A 15,901-nucleotide genomic window follows, 5' to 3' on the forward strand; every position below is an offset into this window, starting at 1 on the left:
ATGACACGGACCGGAGCGAACGGCGGCGGAGTGAGGGAACGGCTGGGCAGCGCCCTGTTCGCGCGGGTCGCGGGCCCGGACGGACCGGAGAACCGCGCCCGAATCCACGGCACGCCCGGACCGCGCTGGTTCGGCCCCGACCGCCCCATCCGCACGGTGCACGGCGACGCGTCGATGTTCATCGGCGGCCTGTCCGCGCTGCTGCTCCAGTCGCTCCATCCGCTCGCCATGGCCGCGGTGTCCGCGCACTCGGGGTTCCGCGGCGACCCCTGGGGCAGACTCCAGCGCACCAGCACCTTCCTCGCCGTGACCACGTACGGGACGGCCGGCAGCGCCCAGGACGCCTGCGACCGGGTACGGGCGGTCCATCAGCGGGTCCGCGGTGTCACCTCGGACGGAACGCCGTACCACGCGGCCGATCCGCATCTCCTCGGCTGGGTCCACGTCGCGGAGGTCGACAGCTTCCTGCGCGCGCACCAGCGGTACGGCGCACGGCCGCTGTCCGGGGCCGGGTGTGACGCGTACGTGGCGGACACCGCCCGCGTCGCCTCCGCGCTGGGCGTCCAGGACCCGCCCACCGACCGCGCCGGGCTCGCCGAGCGGCTGGCCGCGTACCGCGGCGAGGTGCGGTCCACGCCGGAGGCCCGCGACGCCGCGCGCTTCCTGCTGCTGAACCCGCCGGTGCCGCTCGTCGCCCGCCTGCCGTACGGGGTGCTCGCCGCGAACGCGGTGTCCCTGCTGCCGCCCTGGGCCGCGTCCGAACTCCGGCTGCCCCGGCTCTCGTTGGTGGACAGCGTGTGCGTACGCCCGCTCGGCTGCGCGTTCACCTCGGCCGTCCGCTGGGCGATGGCACCGCAGCGCGCCCGGGCGGTCACGGCGGTGGTGTGAGGAACGGCCGCACGACGGCGTTCGCACCCGCCCGCCCGCCGGTGCACCGACCCGGTACCAAGTCGGCCAAGTCGCCCCACGGCGGCGCCCGGGCCGAAAGACTGTGCGTGTGCTGAGAAATCTGCCGACCGTTCCTGCCGGATTCGTCGGACGCCGGGAGGAACTCGCCCACCTGGCCGAGGCGTTGCGCACGCAGCGGGTCGTGACCCTCACCGGGGCCGGCGGGGTGGGCAAGAGCCGGCTGGCGCTGGAGGCGGCGGACCGGACGCTGCGCGCGGGAGAACGCGGGGTGGCGTGGGCCGACCTGTGGCCGCTGCCGGACGACCGGCTGCTCGTCGCCTCCGTGGCCGACGCGGTGGACTTCGCCGACCACACCACGAACCCCGCCCTGGACTCCCTGGCCGACTGGCTGGCCGACCGGGACGCCCTGCTCGTCCTGGACTCCTGCGAGCACCTGGTCGAGCCGTGCCACCGCCTGGTCGCCCGTCTCGTCCACTCCTGCCCGCGCCTGACCGTGCTGGTGACGAGCCGCGAGCCGCTCGGACTCCCCGGCGAACACCTCGTCGACGTGGGGCCGTTGCCACCCGCCACGGACGCCGTCGAGATGTTCCGGCTGCGCGCGGCCGCGGCCGGTTCCCCTGTGTCCTCCCCCGCGGACCTGGTCGCCGTCGCCCGGCTGTGCGCACGGCTCGAAGGCATGCCGCTGGCGGTGGAGCTGATCGCCGGACAACTGGCCCACCGTACGGTCGAGGAGGTCGAGCTGGAACTCGGCGCGCGCCTGGACATCACGGCGGACGGCACGCTCCCCGGGCCGCCGCGCCACCGCGCGGTACGGACGACGATCGGCTGGAGCCACGAACTGTGCGCACCCGCCGAACGCCTTTTGTGGGCACGGATATCGGTGTTCCGTGAGCCGGTGGACTCCCACACCGTACGGCTCGTGTGCGCCGGGGGTCCGCTGGACGGGGACGAGATCGGCCGGGCGCTGACGGGCCTGTCGCGGAAGTCGGTGCTCTCCCACGCCGACGGCCTGTACCGGATGCTCGACACCGTCCGGGAGTACGGCCGGATGTGGCTCGACCGGCTGGGCGAGAGCCGGGCCTCGGCGGACCGGCACGCCGCGCACTTCCTCGGGACGGCCCGCGACGCCCGGGACGGCTGGCTGGGAGAACAGCAGGCGCGCTGGTACGAGCGGCTCGGCTCGGCGCACGCCGACCTGTGCGCGGCGCTCGACCACCTGCTGTCCCGGCAGCCCGACAGCGCGCTCGAACTGATCGGCCTGCTCGCCTTCCCGTGGAGCTGCTGCGGGCACCTCAGGGAGGCGGCGGCCTACCTGGAGGACGCGCTGGCGCTGTCCGCCGCCTCCGGCCCGGTCCGGACGAGGGCGCTGTGGGCACTGGGCATCACCCGCGTGCTGCGCGGCGAGCACGAACAGGCGGCGCAGCTGGCCGCGTTCTGCCGCGACCGCGCGGACGTCCAGGACGACGTCGACGGAACACTGCACGCCGCCTATCTCCTCGGTCTGACCCATCTGCTGCTGGGGCGGCCCATGGCGGCCAGGCAGGAGGTCGAACGCGCCCTGCGGGACGCCGGCGGGACGGCGTTCACCTCCGCGGGGCACCTCCTGTGCCGGCTGGTCCGGGTGTTCGCGCTCACCGGGGCGGGGCTGCTCGACGAGGCACGCCGGGAGGCGGAGGAACTGCGGCGGGGCTGCGTGGAGCGCGGCGAGTGGTGGACCCGCTCGTACACCGACTACCAGCTGGCGCTCATCGGCCTGTTCGAGGACCGCGCGGAGGACGCCACCGCCCACGCCCTGTCGATGCTGGACGGCAAGCGGCACCTCGGGGACAGCTTCGGGATCGCGCTGGGCCTTGATCTGCTGGCCTCCGCCCTGGCCGCACAGGGCGCGGGCGAACGGGCCGTCGCCGCGTACGGCGCCGGGGAGACGTACTGGAGCGCGGTGGGCCATCCCCAGCGCGGCACCCCCGAACTGGGCCCGGTCCGGGAGCGCTACGAGGACACGGCCCGCGCCCTCCTCGGCGACGACGGCTACGAACGGGCCCTGCTGCGCTCGGCGCTCACCGACCCCGAGACGATCCTGCACGGCCTCCTCGACGGTCCCCGCGGGAGCCGCTGACCCGGCCCCGGCACCGCCCCCTGGACCACACGGGCCGGCAGGGCACCACGGCGGGCCGGAACGCTGCATCCGGCGGGCCGCTCCGCGCCGAAGACAGGGATGGGCCCGGCGTTCCGGCCGGGCGCCCGACGGCTCCGATACCGAGGTGAGGCCCGTCATGTTCCGCCGCCGCCCCGCATCGACAGCCGCCGCCCGCCGGAGGGACACGGCCTTCGACGGACCACCGTCCACGACTCTCCCGGGAGCGGCACCGTGGAACTGACCACCGAGGACGGGACGAGCACCGCGGGCGCCGGGGTCACCACCGGCTTCCTGGCACGCCGGCTCGGCGTGTCGCCCACCACGCTGCGCTCCTGGGACCGGCGCTACGGCCTGGGGCCCGCGGTGCGGGTGGACGGCCGGCACCGCCGCTGGTCCCCCGACGACGTGGCCATGCTCCAGGAGATGTGCCGGCTGACCGCCGCCGGTCTGCCGCCCGCCGAGGCGGCCCGGGCCGCGAAGGAGACCGCTCGGGGGCGGGTCGCGGCTTCACCGGCGCTTGAGACCAGGACCCGGACCACCGCGCGCGCACGGACGGGCGCCCGGGCCCCGCAGCGGGCCAAGGCGGCGGGCCCCGGCCCGGAACCCAAGACGGCGGACGGCCGGACGGGGGCGGACCTGGCCCAGGAATGCCGGGGCCTCGCGCGCGCCGCCGTCCGCCTGGACGCCCCCGCCGTCCAGGAACTGCTGACGGCCGCGGTCCGTACCCACGGGCTGACCCGGGCCTGGGAAGAGGTGATGGTGCCCGCCCTGCGGGCCGTGGGCCGCCGCTGGGAGGCCTCGGGGGACCGTCACGTCGAGGTCGAACGGCTCATGTCCTGGCACGTGTCCGCCACCCTGCTGCGCGTCTACGTGTCCGCCGCGGGCCACGAACCGCCCGTCTCGTCGTCCCCCGTGCTGCTGGCCTGCGTCCCCGGCGAACTGCACACCCTCTCCCTCGAAGCGCTCAACGCGGCGCTCGCGGAACGGCGGGTACCGGTGCTGATGCTCGGCGCCGCCGTCCCGCCGGAGGCGCTCACGGCCGCGGTGCGGCGCGTCGGCCCCCCGGCGGTGGTCCTGTGGTCCCAGTCGTGGTCCACGGCGAACCTGCCGCTCGCCCGGCACCTCGCCGCGACCCGCTGGGGTGTACGGGGAGCACGGACCCGGAGCCGGGTCCTGCTGGGCGGACCTGGCTGGGGCGACGAACCCGGACCCGGACTCCTGCGCCCGGGGCACCTCGCCGAGGCCCTCCGCCTGATCACCGCCCCCGACGACCGGACGGCCGCCGCGACGGCTCCGGCCCGCGCCTGACCCGACGGCCGCACCCGGACCGACGCCCACCCTCGGCCCGACGTCCGCGCGGGGCACGGCGACCGCACGGGCACGGCGACCGCTCCGGAACCGCTGGACGACTCCGGATCCGGTGACGGCCGGAGCCCTCCGTCCGGCTAGGACCGCACGAACTCCGCCAGTCCCTCCAGCAGCCGGTCGACGTCGCCCTCGTCGTTGTACGGGGAGAGCCCGACACGCAGGCCCCCGGTGTCACCGAGGCCGAGATGCCGGGACGCCTCCAGCGCGTAGAACGATCCGGCCGGCGCGTGCACCCCGCGGTCCGCCAGGAACACGGAGGCGTCGGCGGCCTCCCGCCCGTCGAACGTCAGCAGCAGGGTGGGGGTGCGCTCGGCGGCCCGGGAGCGGACCGTGACCCCGGGGAGTTCGGCCAGGCCCGTCTCCAACCGCTCGCGCAGCGCGCCCTCGTGGCGCTCGATCGCCGCGAACGCCGTACGCAGCCGGTCCCTGCGCCCGCCCGCCGCGTCGCCCGCGAGCCCGGCGAGGACGTCGATGGCGGCGGTGGTGCCGGCGAGCAACTCGTAGGGCAGCGTGCCCAGTTCGAAGCGCTCGGGAACCGTGTCGCTGGACGGCAGCAGTTTGTCCGGACGCAGTCGCTCCAGCAGCGCCGGCGAGGCGGTCAGGACTCCGTGGTGCGGGCCGAGGAACTTGTACGGCGAGCACACGAAGAAGTCGGCGCCGAGCCGGCCGACATCGACGAAGGCGTGCGCCGCGTGGTGGACCCCGTCGACGTACAGCAGCGTCCGCGGGTCGCGGTGGACCAGACGGGCGATCGCGGCGACGTCCGGCACGGTGCCGAGCAGGTTCGAGGCGGCGGTGACTGCGACCAGCCGGGTGCGCTCGGTCAGCACGGCCTCCACGGCGGAGGGCGGCAGTTCACCCGTCACCGGGTCGAAGTCCGCCCAGCGCACCCGGGCTCCGGCCCGCTCGGCCGCCTGGAGCCAGGGCCGGATGTTGGAGTCGTGGTCGAGACGGCTGACGACGACCTCGTCGCCGGGAGCCCAGTCCTTCGCGAGAGCCCGGGAGACGTCGTACGTGAGCTGGGTGGCGCTGCGGCCGAAGACGACCCCGGACGGCTCACCGCCCACCAGGTCGGCCACCGCCCGCCGGAACCCCTGGACGAGGTTCTCCGCGTTCACCTCGCCCGGGGTCAGGCGCCCCCGGATCGACAGCGGGCCGGTGAGGGCGTCCGCGATCGCCCGGGCGACCCGGGCCGGGGTCTGGGTGCCGCCCGGCCCGTCGAAGTGCGCGACACCGGACAGCAGGGCGGGGATCTCGGCGCGCAGGGCGCCGACGTCGTACGTCACTCGGGCTCCTCACTGGCTGCGTCGCGGCCCGCGCCGGGAGGCCCGCGACCGCCTTTCGGCAGGCGGGGTCCCGTGTCCGGGCGGGTCCGTGCTCTCCGGTGATCATGGCAGGTGGCCCATCACCGGGAAAGGCGGGGCGGGGCGGTGGCGCCCTCCCGGACGGGGTGCCCGGGCTCCCGCCGGAGGGACGGGCGCCGCTCCACGGGGAACGGCCCGGGGCCGGCGACCGGTGATTCCGGTGCCGGCCCCGGGCCGTGGGTGGTGACGCGGTGAACGGGCCGGGGGCCCGTCACGCGTGGCGGTGCGAGCGGCTGTTGCCGGTCAGCACCCGGTACAGGATCAGGAGGATCAGCGATCCGGCGATGGCCGCGACCCACGTCGACAGGTCGAAGAACCCGTCGATCGAGTCGACGCCGAAGATCACCTTGCCGAGCCAGCCGCCCAGCAGGCCGCCCGCGACACCGATCAGCATGGTGACGATGACGCCGCCCGGGTCCTTGCCCGGCAGGAGCAGCTTGGCGATGGCGCCGGCAAGCAGTCCGATCAGAATCCACGCGATGATGCCCACAGTTCCTCCATCGTCCGTCCGTACAAGATGTGGCTTCCTCACACCGTGTGCGCCGTCCCGGCCGGAACAAACCTGGGAACTTCACACAGGCGTACGGTCCGCCGCCGCGGCCCTGTTCAGTTCGGCCGTGAACTGCGCCCCGGCCAGCAGCGCGAGGTTGGACAGCCACAGCCACACGAGGAACACGACCAGGCCCGCGAGAGAGCCGTAGAGCCTGCTGTAGGTGCCGAGGACGGAGGCGTACAGCGCGAAGCCGGCCGAGACGGCGAGCCAGAGGAAGGCGGCCAGCAGACCGCCGGGCAGGGTGTGCCGGCGGCGGCGGGCGGCCGGAGGCCCGGTGCGGAACACGACGAGGACCAGCAGGGCCACCAGGCACATCAGCACCGGCCAGCGCAGCAGGTTCCAGGCCAGGGCCACCGTGCGGTCGACCCCGAGGACCCGGCCCGCGGCCTCCGCCACGGGGCCGGTCAGCAGCAGGACGAGCGCGCTCACGACGAGCAGCCCGAGCAGGGCCAGCGCGGTCAGCACGAGCCGGTGCGCGGTGCGCCAGGCCGAGCGGTGGTCGGCCACGTCGTGCATGCGGTGCAGGGCCCGGCGGAACACCGCGAGGTAGCTCGACGCGGACCACAGCGCGCTCGCCGCGCCGGTGACCAGCAGCGTCCAGGCGGCGGAGCGTCTGCGCAGCATCTCGCCCAGCGCCTGGTGCAGTTCGGCCCCCGACTGCGCCGGGGCGTACGCCGTGACGTGCGCGATGAACTGCTCGGCGGTACCGGGGCTGAAGAGGCCGAAGGCGACGACCATGACCAGCATCGCCGGCAGGACGGCAAGGATCGCGTAGTACGTCAGCGCGGCCGCCCAGTCGGTCACGTCGTCGTTCCACATCGAGACCGGGGTACGGCGCAGCGCCGGCCACCAGAAGGCGGGAGGCCGGGGCCTGCGGGGCCGCGCCGGGCGGGCCGCTCCGATGACGCCGTCCGGCCGGGACTCAGCGGACATGCGTCGTCCGCCGGTGACCGCCTCCGGTCGTCCCCGTGCGCCTCCGGCACGGGGCGTGGACGCCCGCTTCCCTGGTTCCCGGGACGATGGGTCTGTTCATGGCTCACCTCTCCGCGCCGGTCGGACCGGCGTTCCCGTCCCACCGGTTCGGCGGAGTCGGTCGAGGCTCTTCTTCCACGCGCGACCTGCCCTACGCCTGCTCACCGGGGTGATGTCGCCGCCGGCCGGCCGCGGATCGCGCCCCGTCGGCTCGGGCGGGCCGGATGAGGCCGGATCAGGTCAGCGGGACGGTCACGTGGATCGTCTTGCCGCCCTCGGGGCGGGGTTCGACGGTGACGCTCTCGGACAGCCGGATGATCAGGGGCCAGCCGTACCCGCCGGTCCTGGAGGTGTGGGGTATCTCCCCGCTGCCGTAGGCCTGGGCGGGGACGGTGTCGCTGTTGTCGGTCACGGCGAGCCGTACGCCTCGCTCGGTCAGGGCCGCTTCGAATCCGGCGAGGCCCTCGCCGTGCCGGATGGCGTTGGTGACCAGTTCCGAGACGACCAGCAGCAGGTCGATGACCGCGTCCGGGTTCGCGCCGCCCGTCCGGCCGTGCTCGCGCAGCAGCCCGCGGACGTGCTCCCGTGCGGCGGCGGCGCTCGTGATCGCGCCGCCCGCTTCCGGACCGGGGCCGGCCACGGGCGTGCGGTGGGCCGGGCTCATCGCCCGGTCGCAGGGTCCGGGAGGTCCAGCGCCGCCCCGACGCTGTCCGCGAGGACGAAGTAGCCCTCGGTCCCCGTCACGTCGAACAGCCTGCGGACGACGTCGCCGAAGGGCCCGCAGACCACCATGAGCGTGCCGCGGGCCCGGTGGGCGCGCTGCGCCTCGAGCAGGACGTGCAGGATCGACGAGTCGGCGAAGCCGGTCCCCGACAGATCGACCACCGTGCGTTCCGGGCCGGCCCGGTCCGCAAGGCTCAGCGCATCCTCCAGCCGGAAGGCGCTCGCGTGGTCGATGTCGCCGCCCACGCGCACGACGACGGCCTGCCGTGCCGTCCGCCGCGTCACCGTGGCCTCCGGCCGGTCGTACATGGACACCCTCTCTCCTTCGCTCATCCCTCGCGTCCGCTCACGCGGGCCGCCTCGACGGGAGGTTGCGGTAGTAGGTCCCGACGCTGGACAGATACGCGGGGTCCGAGGTCTCGCGGTCGGTCCGGAACACGGGCGCCGACTTGACCTCCTCCCGGGTGCACGCCACGGTGATCCTCCCGGACTCCGTGTCGATGCCGTCGACGACACCCACGGGGACGAGCACGCTCTTGCCGAACACCCAGACGCCGGTGTCGACGACCAGGTGCCGCATCCCCGACCCATCGGCCTGACGGTCGACATGCCCTATGGTCCCGTCGGTCGCCTCGACCGTGTAGCCGGCCAGCCGGTCCGCCTCGGGGTGGCCGAACTCCGGCGCGTAGGACCAGATTCCGTCGATCGCCATGTGTTCCTCCGTGTGTTCGCGGTGCGCTCCTGCCGGGCCAATACCCCGCCGCGCGGCGCGCATTCGGCGGAATCCGGCGGCGGGACGAAGCGCGCGGCCCCGTTCGCCCGCACGCGTGACCGGGGCGGACACCGTGTCAGCCGGTCCCGGGGCTCCGCTTCCCGCCGCTCCCGTCACGGGGCGCGGTGAGATGTTCCAGCGTTCCCGTGATCTCCAGCAGCCGCTCCAGGACGCGGGGCCGCTGGTCGAGGCACAGGCGCGTCCCGGTGGCGTCGGTACGGCGCCGGATCATCAGCAGGGTCGCCAGGCCCATGGAGTCCATGCCGCCGAGACCGGCGAAGTCCACGCGCAGCTCGGGGAACCGTGCCCCGGGATCGGAGGGTCCGGCGAAGTTCTCGTCGACGGTCCTCATCAGCTCGTCGCAGGTCTCGTGGTCGAGATCTCCGGCGACGTGGATCACCAGGGCGGTGGGCCGGGTGTCGACCGTCAGGGTGAAGGCGGGGGGATGCGAAGTGGTCATGCGGGCTTTCCTGGGCCGGGGATCTTGGTGAGCGGCGTTCGTTCTCCGAGCGCCTCCCGCGCGTGGGCCAGGGTGCGGCGGGCGCGCGGGAAGTCCTTGAGGTGCTGGGCCAGCAGGTCCAGGGCGGGGTCCAGGCTCCGCGCGGGGACACCCCGGGCGGTGAGGATGTCCGCGGTCCAGAGGATGAACCGCAGGAACAGTTCGTCGTCGGCGACGTACAGGGACGTGGCCAGGTACTCGACGATGTGGGCGAGGTCCTCGGCGGTGTGCCGGCGCTGCCGTTCGGTGTAGGCGCGCATCGGCTCGAACCGGTCCTCCAGGTCCGCCAGCGTCTGCTTGACCAACTGGTGCGTCGTCGCGGCGACCATCGTGTACTCCTGGTCGGCCAGGTGCGGCAGGTCGTCCACGGTCTGGTGGAAGGCCGAGGGACCGGGGCGGTCGAGGCCCCGTCCGAGGACGGCCGCGGCCTCGCGCGCATCGGGGGCCCAGCCGTCGGCCCCCAGGGCACGGGCGTACCGGCCGTCGGGCCCGAAGGCGGCGCCGCCCGCGATGACCGGGACGCCCGCCGCCCGGCACGCCGTGATGGCCGTGTGCGCGGTGGGCAGATGGGTGGGGATCGAGGAGGAGAGCGCCACCGCCCGCGGTCCCGTGCCGTGCAGATGCGCGATGAGGTGAGGGGTGGGCACCTGGGCGCCGAGGAAGTCCACACGCCAGCCGCGCAGCCGCAGCACCTCAGCGAGGAGCCGGGCCGGCAGCGCGTGCCACTCGCCGTCGACGCAGGCGACCGTGACCCGGGGACCGTCCGGGGTCCGGCTCCGGCCCTCGACCCGGTGGGCGAGGACGGCGATGACCCGCTCGTGGATGGCGGTGGCGGTGTGTTCCTGCGCGACCGTGAGCCGGTTCGCCGCCCATTCGGCGCCGACCCGCGCCTGTACAGGCGCGATCAGGCCGAGCAGGACGGTCTCGGGGTCGGCGGACGACTCCAGCAGGTCGAGGACGACGGCCGTGGCCCGGTGCTCGTCGCCCTGGTGGACGGCCGACCACAGGCGTTCGCGGGCGGGACCGAGCGCCACGGCTCCGGGTCCCTGGACGGTGGAGGGGGTCATCCTGTGTACCTGCCCCGGGTCCGGCCGTTCACCGCACTCAGATGCGCGTGGTGGGGCGCGGTGACCGCGACCGTCGCCATGTCGTCGTGGCCGCCGCGTCCGACCCACTGCGCGGCGAGCATCTGGACGTGCTCGACCACGGCCTCGGCCGGCATGCCCGCGCACTCGGCGAGGGCCGCCTCCAGGCGTCCCGTGCCGAAGAACTCGTCGCCCAGCGGTCCTCCCCTGGCCTCGGTGATGCCGTCGGTGAAGAACAGACAGGTCTCGCCGGGTGCCAGGTCGACGCGGACGGTGGTGGAGCTCACGTCGGGGAACGCGCCGATGAGCGTGCCGCGGGTAGCGGCCTGCTCGACGGCGCCGTCGGCCCGCACGATCAGCGGAGCGGGGTGTCCTGCGCTGGTGATCCGCAGCCGGACGGTGCCGGAGCGGCGGACGACGGAGGCGATGGCGAGGGTGGCGAAGCGGGTGTGGTGGGAGTTCATCAGCGCGCCGTTGAGCAGTCCCAGCAGCCGCTGGTGGTCGTCGGCGAGGGGCAGCAGCGCCTGTACGGTGTTGCGGATCTTGCCGGTCAGCACGGCGGCCTCCAGGCCCTTGCCGCAGACGTCCCCGAGGACCACGAGGGATTCCTGCCCCTCGTCCGCGGCGGGGTGGACGTCGTAGAAGTCACCGCCGACGCGTTCGGCCCGGCCGGCGGGGCGGTAGCGTCCGGCGAACTCGACGCCGTGCACCGCGTGCAGCTGGGGCGGCAGCAGCTCGCGCATCAGCGTCGCCGTTATGGCGGCCTGTTCGGCGTACATGCGGGCCGCCGACATGGCCGCCCCGGCACGTGAGGCGAAGAGCCGGGCGAAGATCTCCTCGCTCTCGGTGAACGCGGCGCGCCGGCTCGACCTGAGCAGGATCAGGGCGCCCGCGGGCACTCCGTGGCCGGGCAGCGGGGTCACGACCGCCGAGCCCACCGGTTCCGTGAACCCGTCGGGCACGGCCCATCCGGGAACGCCGGCCGGGTCGATCCAGCGGGAGGGTACGGGAGGGAAGCCGCGCAGGGCCTCGACGAGTCCCGGGAGCCGGCTCATGTCGTCGGTCACCGCGCGGTGCACGACGGCTCCGTCGGGTCCGCAGAGCGTCAGCGGAACCTTGCGCCCCCGTGGAGGGGCGACGATCACGGCGGCGTCGGCGAGGTGTTCGGCCGCGAGCTCCGCGGCCACCTCCATGCACCGTTCGACGTTGAGGGAGGACAGCAGCGCGCTGGACGCTCCGGAGAGGAAGGCGGCGCGTTCGCGTTCGGTCCTGAGGGCTTCTTCCGCCAGACGCCGGTCGGTGTCGTCGACCAGCCACCACATGACGTCGCCCCGGTCCGTACGGGTGGGGTGGGCCTCGAACGTCCGGTCACCGACGGGGCCGTGCACGATCGCGCCTGGACCGGCGTCGGAACCGGGGTCCCGGGGGCAGGGCACGAGGCCGCGCAGCCGGGCGTGGGCGTCGGCGATCCACCCCGGGACCACGTCCTCCAGCCGTGCTCCGGCGAGCGCGTCGGGGAAGAGCGCGGCCGCGGCGGCGTTCGCGTCGAGCACGCCGCCGCACGGGTCGGCGAGCACCACGGGGTAGGGGGCGAAACCCCACGCGGTGGCCGTGGCGGCGCCGCGGGGGCCGACGGGAGGCTGCTGGGAAGTGTCCACGAGAAGGGCCCGCTGGCGAGCCCACCACCTTTCCGGACGACAGACTGTTTCCGTCCGGCAACCATCTCGCGGCGGACCCCGTCACGGCAAGTCGCGGCCGTCAGCGGCGCCGGCTGCGCGTGGTCCAGCCCCCGCCGACGCCCGACAGGTGCAGCGCCAGGAGGGCGAGCCCGATGAGCATGACGTTGGTGGACGTGAAGACGTGATTGGTCGAGACTTCACCGGCGTTGATCAGGAACGCGATGAACAGCAGTACGGCCGCGGCTATGCCGAGCATGGGGACTCCTTCGTGAAGATCCGGTCGACGAACGATGAAGTCCGGATGCCCCGAGAACCCCGCCCGACACCATGCGGTACGAGGCGTCCGCGAAACCCTGTCCCGACCGAGGGCCACGCCCGATGGAGCCGCACCGCCGGGGGGCGATCCGGCTCCGCAGAAGCACAACAGGGCGGCGCTCGACCACGGGCGGAGGCCGCCCGGCGAGCGCCGCCCTGTGTTCGTGCGCTAGGAGGCGGTCCCGGCCGGGGTTCCCGCGGCCTCCGGCCCGGTCGCCCGCCACACGCTCTCGTGGTCCTCGGCCAGTCCGAGTCCGGCCAGCCCCTTCAGGTGCCCGAGCACGGTCGAGCGCCGGAAGCCCACCGCCTCGGTGAGCTCGGCGACCTCCACGCCCCCGGAGCCCGCTTGCGCCAGCCGCTCCCACGTCCGCACGGCGTGACGGCTCAGACCGCTCTCGCTCACCGTCCTGGAGACGGCCTCGGCCCGCTCCCCGTTCGTGTCCTGCCCGGGAATGGGAGGCCCGGCCTTCGCCGCCCGCGGGTCGGCCGCACCGACCCGCTCCCGTACCTCGCGCGACGCTCTCCTCGGTCCGACCGGACGGGGCGTCATGTTCACCTTGCGGTGCCTGCGGCCTTTGCTGTGTCGGCTCATCGATTCCTCATCTCCGCCTCGACGATGCTCACGACTGCACAACGAGCGGGAGCCGACCAGGTAGTTCAGCCGTTCGACGGACAGGACCGTGCCCCCGTCGAGCCCTCGGCGTCCGGGCGCGGCCCCGTTCGGGACGGACTCCGCGGCCGTCCGGGCCGGGGCGCCGCCCTGCCCGGGGGCGCCTGCGTCGCCCAGCGCGGGGCGATCAGCGGAGCGGACCGGACAGGCCGGCACCCCGGCTGTGCAGCGGCAGCACCTCGTGCGCCCCGGCGAGCGGAGGGGCGACCACGGGCAGCCCCGGCGGCACGGCGGCGGCCGTCCCGCCGCCCAGCAGCCCGGTCTGCCGGGCCTCCCGCCGTCTCTCCCCCGCGAGCAGCAGGGCGTCGGCGGCGGCGACGGCTTCGCGCACTCCGGTCGTTCCCGTCATCACACACAGCGTGTACGTGACGTCCTCCAGAGCGCGGGCCGTCTCCGGCGTCTCCTTCTCGGCGTACGCGATCTTCAGGGCCGCGTAACGGGTCAGCAGACTCCGGACTACCTTCGGGTCGGGCACCAGCACGGCGAGGGCTCCTCTCTCGAGTTTTCGTCCGTGTGCCCCGGTTCGCGGCGGTTCATTCGCAACAACCGCCCCAGACAACCTATTTGGCCCAATGGGCCGTCCCCGGCGCGATCCCGCCCCACCGGCCACGGGTCCGTGCACCGCTCATCGTCGGAGCGACGACCGGGCAGGTCAGACGCGGGCGATGTAGCTGCGCAGGGTCGTTCCGCGGTCGTCGCCGTGCATCCGGACGAGGTCCGAGAGGAAGTGGACGAGCAACAGGCCCCGTCCGCCGATCCGGTCGGGGCGCACGGGGCGCCGGCCGGCCAGCGGATCGCTCAGCCGCCCCTTGTCCCGCGTCTCGCACACGATCCGGTCGTCCTCCGCCCAGACCCTCAGGGTCCCCGAACCGCCGCCGTGCACCACGCTGTTGGTGGTCAGCTCCGCGACGACGAGGTTCAGGTCCTGGAGCCGGGCCTCCGACATGCCCCGGGCCCGGGCCTCGGCCAGGGCGAAGTCACGCGCGGCGGGCAGGAGTTCGGCGTCGAAACGGAACGCGGCGGCCCCCGGCTGATGGGGCAGCTCCAGATTGAAGCGGGCCAGCACGGCGTCCGGGTCGTAGGACGAGCTGACGCAACTCCGCCCGGCGCCGATCACGACGGGGTGGGTGCCATGGGCGTCGGCGATCACGTCCGGGGCGAGGGCACGGGCGTCGTACGGGCAGAGGATGGTCACGTCCCGCCCGGCGAACGCCCGGTTGATGAGGGCCTCGTGCTGGACGCAGGCCGGATACTCCACGGCCGTGCGGCCGGCCCAGATGGGCTCGCCGACGATCCGCACATGGACGCCCGTGTGGGCGTCGGCGAACGCCCGCAGGACGGTGGGGATGATCCGGCCGGGGTTCCGGCCGGCCTGCTCCATGTCGATCCAGCGGACCGGATCGCCGAGCGGCCCCAGCGCGTCACGGACGAGTGCGAGTCTTCGGGCGGGAACGGCCACCGCCACCGGCTCCCCCGCGGCTACGCCGTCGGCGATGAACCGGGTCATCTGGTGCACGTACTCGAGGTCGTCGCGGTAGATGAGCGCGGGATGGACGAAGGGCTCCCCGCGGAGTGCCGCCGTCGTCATGTCAGGACCACCGCTCCCGGGAGGCGGCGGCCGGTGAACGGTCCCGCGTCGGGGCACACCAGGGGCGAGCGCCTCTGCGCCCGGCCCACTCGCCGCTCGATTCCCACGGACTCACCCCGGGAACCACTTTACTTCGCCGCATCCGAACGGTGTCCTCGGGAGGAAGCAAGCCCTGACCGGAGGTCAGAGGGAGGCCGGACGCGCGCGTCCCGGAGATCGCCGGAAACCGGGTGGCATGAGCGGTGTGATGCGGGGCAGACGGCCCCTGTCATCATTTTTCTCGTCAGATATGGGGTGGACGGCATGGCGGCCGTGACGGCAGTGAGGGCGACGGACACGGCTGATCGGACGGCCACGGCAGTGGGGGACGTCCTTCCGCAGATCGCCGAGCCGCTGAAGGTCAGCCCTAAGGACGCGCGGGAGTTGTCCCGTCCCTTCTTCGACCGCCTCGCCGTACTGGAGGAGGGCACGCACGAGTACCAGTACGCCCGCAACACCCTCATCGAGATGAACCTCTCCCTCGTCCGGTACGCCGCCGCCCGCTTCCGCAGCCGCAGCCAGGGCGAGATGGAGGACATCGTCCAGGTCGGCACGATCGGGCTCATCAAGGCCATCGACCGTTTCGAGCTGACCCGCGAGGTCGAGTTCACCTCCTTCGCGGTCCCGTACATCGTCGGTGAGATCAAGCGGTTCTTCCGGGACACGAGCTGGGCCGTGCACGTGCCGCGCCGGCTCCAGGAGGCCCGCGTCGAGCTCGCCAAGGCGACGGAGGAACTGCGCACCCGCCTCGGCCGTACGCCCACCACCCGCGAGCTGTCCGAGCTGATGTGCCTGTCCGAGGAAGAGGTCATCGAGGCCCGCAAGGCGTCGAACGGCTACAACTCCTCCTCCCTGGACGCCGCGCTCACCGCCGACGGCGGCGCGGACGGCGAGGCGGTCCTGTCCGACTTCATCGGCGAGGAGGACCCCTCGCTCGAACTGGTCGAGGACTTCAACTCCCTCGCCCCGCTGATCGCGGAGCTCGACGAGCGCCAGCGGCGCATCATCCATCTGCGCTTCGTCGAGGAGCGCACCCAGGCGCAGATCGGCGAGGAGCTCGGCATCTCGCAGATGCACGTGTCCCGGCTGATCACCCGGATCATCAAGCGGCTGCGCGCCGGGCTGCTCGATCCCGCGGTCGCCTGACACCCCGCGCCCCCGCACGTCACAGCCCCGCGCCGATCCCGTCGGCCCGCCCCGGACTCCGCGCCCGGAGCGGGCCGACGGG

The 15,901-nt window shown here is 74.1% G+C and carries 16 protein-coding genes and 1 pseudogene; 4 read left to right on the forward strand and 13 right to left on the reverse strand.

Annotation, left to right across the window (positions count from 1 at the left end; genetic code table 11):
- From ACFWI4_RS30440 to ACFWI4_RS30450, 3 genes are all read left to right on the forward strand, one after another.
- The gene (locus ACFWI4_RS30440) at positions 1–888 is read left to right on the forward strand and encodes an oxygenase MpaB family protein (RefSeq protein ID WP_387202705.1); all 888 of its coding nucleotides are present in this window, start codon (positions 1–3) and stop codon (positions 886–888) included.
- A 109-nt stretch (positions 889–997) separates the two neighbouring features.
- Entirely contained in the window at positions 998–3,025 is a 2,028-nt protein-coding gene (locus tag ACFWI4_RS30445; protein ID WP_387202708.1) for an ATP-binding protein, read from the forward strand.
- 252 nt (positions 3,026–3,277) lie between these two features.
- The gene (locus ACFWI4_RS30450; protein ID WP_387202710.1) at positions 3,278–4,354 is read left to right on the forward strand and encodes a MerR family transcriptional regulator; all 1,077 of its coding nucleotides are present in this window, start codon (positions 3,278–3,280) and stop codon (positions 4,352–4,354) included.
- Positions 4,355–4,491: 137 nt separating this feature from the next.
- Here the strand turns inward: ACFWI4_RS30450 and ACFWI4_RS30455 are convergent, their stop codons facing one another.
- The 13 genes and pseudogenes from ACFWI4_RS30455 to ACFWI4_RS30515 form a co-directional block, all read right to left on the reverse strand.
- Complete coding sequence (locus tag ACFWI4_RS30455) at positions 4,492–5,700, reverse strand: cysteine desulfurase-like protein (protein WP_387202713.1); 1,209 nt, start codon at positions 5,698–5,700, stop codon at positions 4,492–4,494.
- 289 nt (positions 5,701–5,989) lie between these two features.
- Positions 5,990–6,268 (reverse strand): GlsB/YeaQ/YmgE family stress response membrane protein, encoded by a 279-nt coding sequence (locus ACFWI4_RS30460; RefSeq protein ID WP_387202715.1) that lies wholly within the window; start codon positions 6,266–6,268, stop codon positions 5,990–5,992.
- A gap of 81 nt (positions 6,269–6,349) precedes the next feature.
- Positions 6,350–7,264, reverse strand: a complete 915-nt coding sequence (locus tag ACFWI4_RS30465; protein ID WP_387202718.1) for a YihY/virulence factor BrkB family protein — start codon at positions 7,262–7,264, stop codon at positions 6,350–6,352.
- Positions 7,265–7,538: 274 nt separating this feature from the next.
- Positions 7,539–7,967 carry an ATP-binding protein gene (locus ACFWI4_RS30470; RefSeq protein ID WP_387202721.1) on the reverse strand — a complete coding sequence of 143 codons (429 nt, stop codon included), beginning with the start codon at positions 7,965–7,967 and terminating at the stop codon, positions 7,539–7,541.
- Positions 7,964–8,335, reverse strand: coding sequence for an STAS domain-containing protein (locus ACFWI4_RS30475; RefSeq protein ID WP_387202744.1), 372 nt, complete (start codon positions 8,333–8,335; stop codon positions 7,964–7,966). Before ACFWI4_RS30475 ends, ACFWI4_RS30470 begins: the two co-directional genes overlap by 4 nt.
- 37 nt (positions 8,336–8,372) lie before the next feature.
- A complete protein-coding gene (locus ACFWI4_RS30480) occupies positions 8,373–8,738 on the reverse strand; it encodes a PRC-barrel domain containing protein (RefSeq protein WP_387202724.1) in 366 nt (121 codons plus the stop codon).
- 136 nt (positions 8,739–8,874) lie between these two features.
- Positions 8,875–9,258 carry an STAS domain-containing protein gene (locus ACFWI4_RS30485; RefSeq protein WP_387202727.1) on the reverse strand — a complete coding sequence of 128 codons (384 nt, stop codon included), beginning with the start codon at positions 9,256–9,258 and terminating at the stop codon, positions 8,875–8,877.
- Positions 9,255–10,364, reverse strand: coding sequence for a B12-binding domain-containing protein (locus ACFWI4_RS30490; protein ID WP_387202730.1), 1,110 nt, complete (start codon positions 10,362–10,364; stop codon positions 9,255–9,257). Before ACFWI4_RS30490 ends, ACFWI4_RS30485 begins: the two co-directional genes overlap by 4 nt.
- Positions 10,361–12,040: a PP2C family protein-serine/threonine phosphatase gene (locus ACFWI4_RS30495; protein ID WP_387202733.1), complete on the reverse strand. Its 1,680-nt coding sequence runs from the start codon at positions 12,038–12,040 to the stop codon at positions 10,361–10,363. Before ACFWI4_RS30495 ends, ACFWI4_RS30490 begins: the two co-directional genes overlap by 4 nt.
- 100 nt (positions 12,041–12,140) lie before the next feature.
- Positions 12,141–12,317, reverse strand: coding sequence for a hypothetical protein (locus tag ACFWI4_RS30500; RefSeq protein ID WP_167455638.1), 177 nt, complete (start codon positions 12,315–12,317; stop codon positions 12,141–12,143).
- Positions 12,318–12,545: 228 nt separating this feature from the next.
- Positions 12,546–12,968 (reverse strand): hypothetical protein, encoded by a 423-nt coding sequence (locus ACFWI4_RS30505; protein WP_387202736.1) that lies wholly within the window; start codon positions 12,966–12,968, stop codon positions 12,546–12,548.
- Positions 12,969–13,314: 346 nt separating this feature from the next.
- Positions 13,315–13,527: pseudogene (locus ACFWI4_RS30510) on the reverse strand (DUF5133 domain-containing protein); the annotation flags it as partial.
- A gap of 171 nt (positions 13,528–13,698) precedes the next feature.
- The gene (locus ACFWI4_RS30515; RefSeq protein ID WP_387202738.1) at positions 13,699–14,634 is read right to left on the reverse strand and encodes an anti-sigma factor RsbA family regulatory protein; all 936 of its coding nucleotides are present in this window, start codon (positions 14,632–14,634) and stop codon (positions 13,699–13,701) included.
- 303 nt (positions 14,635–14,937) lie between these two features.
- Here ACFWI4_RS30515 and ACFWI4_RS30520 point away from each other — a divergent pair, with 303 nt between their 5' ends.
- Positions 14,938–15,819, forward strand: coding sequence for an RNA polymerase sigma factor SigF (locus ACFWI4_RS30520; protein WP_385404479.1), 882 nt, complete (start codon positions 14,938–14,940; stop codon positions 15,817–15,819).
- The last annotated feature ends 82 nt before the right edge of the window (positions 15,820–15,901 follow it).

This window comes from Streptomyces sp. NPDC127038, from assembly GCF_042725875.1.
GTDB lineage: Bacteria > Actinomycetota > Actinomycetes > Streptomycetales > Streptomycetaceae > Streptomyces.

Bases quoted from the DNA above. Each gene is read 5' to 3' on its own strand.
- ACFWI4_RS30515 (WP_387202738.1), bottom strand. From the start codon at position 14,634: ATGACGACGGCGGCACTCCGCGGGGAGCCCTTCGTCCATCCCGCGCTC.
- ACFWI4_RS30520 (WP_385404479.1), top strand. From the start codon at position 14,938: ATGGCGGCCGTGACGGCAGTGAGGGCGACGGACACGGCTGATCGGACG.
- ACFWI4_RS30480 (WP_387202724.1), bottom strand. From the start codon at position 8,738: ATGGCGATCGACGGAATCTGGTCCTACGCGCCGGAGTTCGGCCACCCC.
- ACFWI4_RS30500 (WP_167455638.1), bottom strand. From the start codon at position 12,317: ATGCTCGGCATAGCCGCGGCCGTACTGCTGTTCATCGCGTTCCTGATC.
- ACFWI4_RS30475 (WP_387202744.1), bottom strand. From the start codon at position 8,335: ATGTACGACCGGCCGGAGGCCACGGTGACGCGGCGGACGGCACGGCAG.
- ACFWI4_RS30440 (WP_387202705.1), top strand. From the start codon at position 1: ATGACACGGACCGGAGCGAACGGCGGCGGAGTGAGGGAACGGCTGGGC.
- ACFWI4_RS30470 (WP_387202721.1), bottom strand. From the start codon at position 7,967: ATGAGCCCGGCCCACCGCACGCCCGTGGCCGGCCCCGGTCCGGAAGCG.
- ACFWI4_RS30505 (WP_387202736.1), bottom strand. From the start codon at position 12,968: ATGAGCCGACACAGCAAAGGCCGCAGGCACCGCAAGGTGAACATGACG.
- ACFWI4_RS30485 (WP_387202727.1), bottom strand. From the start codon at position 9,258: ATGACCACTTCGCATCCCCCCGCCTTCACCCTGACGGTCGACACCCGG.
- ACFWI4_RS30490 (WP_387202730.1), bottom strand. From the start codon at position 10,364: ATGACCCCCTCCACCGTCCAGGGACCCGGAGCCGTGGCGCTCGGTCCC.
- ACFWI4_RS30465 (WP_387202718.1), bottom strand. From the start codon at position 7,264: ATGTCCGCTGAGTCCCGGCCGGACGGCGTCATCGGAGCGGCCCGCCCG.